Raw genomic sequence first — 2,176 nt, forward strand, 5'->3', positions numbered from 1 at the left:
GCGGTGACACTCCAAGACATTATTGGCTGGTTCACCCATTGCTGTTGCTATATTTTACCCAAGTAAGAACTGCTGTAAATCTCTTAACCCCGTTTTCTGCGCGAATGCTACTCATACCCCAGAATAGGGTAGCTAATTTAGAGGAGAAGTTAGCGGGGGGCGATTGGTTGGTTAGGAAGAGCAACAATCAGGTTACGTTGCACTGATGGAAAATAAAAATTGATTGCGGTAAGTTGATTTCAAACCCCAACGAGTCTAATCAAGCCAATGTCTAACAATGCTTTGAACCAGTCTAATCAGCCACAAGAAGAATCAGTAAGTGAGCCACAAGATGCCCCGCTCAATATTGAAATTAGTGAAGCCGAGAATGTTAACAGACCAGCCCAAGATGTTGGCAGTCCAACATCTGAAGACAGCAATCCAACTGTTGACCTAGATGAGTTGTAAGTAGTTTTTCTCGCCCAAGTTCTTGGACGCGGAGGTAATCGCCAACTGAACTTGGGATTCAGTTGGCGGAGGTGTTCGGATTAGTATTCAAAAGAGGTTTTTCTTAAACCAAGAGTTTTAGTTACAATTTATGGCTTTAGGCAGATGCCATCCTTCAAGACGTATATATTTTTCTTAGGGGCAAATATTACTAGTCTCTGCTCCACAAGTGGGATATAGGAAAGCAGGACGTGCGAATCCGTAGGGTGTGCAGCTTACCCCTATAGCGTAGCAAACACGAGATTCAGCGTCTGAATCTCCTTGCTGATATCAGGGTGAAAAATATTTCCCCAATTAAGATACTAGCTTTCATACGCGAAAATCGAGGCGGATATGTTTAAACAGACATTTAACAACAATTCCAGACCGGACGAAGCTCTATATGACCTCTACCTGTCAAACCTACAGATAGTCAGTGGAAGCGATTGGACAAAGATTGTTAGAGACGAAGCTCAACCCGCTCCTGAGCAAGAGATTCCCAGAAAAGAACCTCGCAGCTTGATGCTAGGCCTGTGTGCATTTGTGGTTTTCTTAACCCTATATATGGGTGCCTTAATTCATCTGGGGCAAAGCCTCAAGACAGTTGTAGAACAGGTTGGAATTCAGTACGTTGAACAACACACAGTAAACTATTAAATCAGTCAATAGCTGCTGGACGGAAGGAAGCTGAAATAGCAAAAGACGCTCAGTATTTAGGTAGAACTGCTCCCAGAGCCGTTAAGGGGTGCGATCACCGATCTTCAAGAGCGAGTGATTAATTTAGAGCGGAAGCTGGGTCGATTAGCGGGTTAGTACGGCTGTACTTCACTGGACTTTTGATATGGGGTACTCGCTCCCATCCCAAAATGCGGAGTTTTCCGCTTTCTTCCCAAATCCTGATCGCTTCGTGGCTGACATTAAATAGTTTGCCCAATTCTTTGCGGGTTAGGGTTTCCTCTAGATCGCCCTTTGCGGCGGTCACATCTGTAACTTCGCTCCGTGCAACTGTGGCGCGCGGTTTCTGCCTAAGAGATTTCGCCTCGTCTCTCAAGCGCTCAATTCCCCCAATAACGGGGCTATCTCCTTCTGTATAACATTTGCTATACGCAGTTCTATACATTGATTTAATTGAGTGACCTGTTCTCTTAGGGGTGCTATACGTAGTTCTATACGCTCCTCTATACGGGAGTCATCATTGACGGACTCAGACGATGGCAACTCCAGCCCAGCCTCTAACAAGCGGATTGCTAACTCAGTTGAAGTTATACCCTCAGATTCTGCCTGGTCTTTAAGGGCAGCGATCAGGGTATCTGGCAGTCGAAAGTTTATTTGACTCTTACTTATTGCTATACAGTTTATATACATTACTCTATACAGTATAGCATTGTGTATAACGATCTGTATACAGCCTTGCTAAGACTAACTATTAACATAGTGATATACAGAGTAATATACAATATTTTATACATTTGCTATACGTTCATTTGTTTGTATAGCAGTTAATGTTATACGCTTGATATACAACTTCAAAGATGCGATCGCATTGCTCTAAAATGTTGCCCAATGAGGGACAAAAAGAAGCCCTCAAGTTGTTAATAGCTTGAGGGCAGTTTCCACCAAAGGTTTTGTCTCCACCGCAATGATGGTTTACACAATTTATAGTAATTGGCGATCGCCTTAAGCGCGACTCCTAATGTTCACAATCCTGCAC

General features: G+C 43.5%; 3 protein-coding genes. 2 read left to right on the forward strand and 1 reads right to left on the reverse strand.

Annotated features, from left to right (window positions below; genetic code table 11):
• Nucleotides 1–206, forward strand: a 206-nt coding sequence (locus C7B70_RS28185; RefSeq protein WP_233221172.1) for a hypothetical protein, incomplete at its 5' end; no start/stop codon positions are given.
• 61 nt (nt 207–267) lie between these two features.
• A complete protein-coding gene (locus tag C7B70_RS25700; protein WP_106371682.1) occupies nt 268–447 on the forward strand; it encodes a hypothetical protein in 180 nt (59 codons plus the stop codon).
• Nucleotides 448–1,240: 793 nt separating this feature from the next.
• Here the strand turns inward: C7B70_RS25700 and C7B70_RS25710 are convergent.
• Nucleotides 1,241–1,585, reverse strand: a complete 345-nt coding sequence (locus C7B70_RS25710; RefSeq protein WP_146134190.1) for a hypothetical protein — start codon at nt 1,583–1,585, stop codon at nt 1,241–1,243.
• Between the last annotated feature and the right edge of the window lie 591 nt (nt 1,586–2,176).

This window comes from Chlorogloea sp. CCALA 695, from assembly GCF_003003885.1.
Classification (GTDB): domain Bacteria; phylum Cyanobacteriota; class Cyanobacteriia; order Cyanobacteriales; family Chroococcidiopsidaceae; genus Aliterella.

What these genes read in the sequence shown, in the direction of transcription:
- C7B70_RS25710 (WP_146134190.1), bottom strand. Translation starts at nt 1,585, where the DNA reads ATGTATAGAACTGCGTATAGCAAATGTTATACAGAAGGAGATAGCCCC.
- C7B70_RS25700 (WP_106371682.1), top strand. Translation starts at nt 268, where the DNA reads ATGTCTAACAATGCTTTGAACCAGTCTAATCAGCCACAAGAAGAATCA.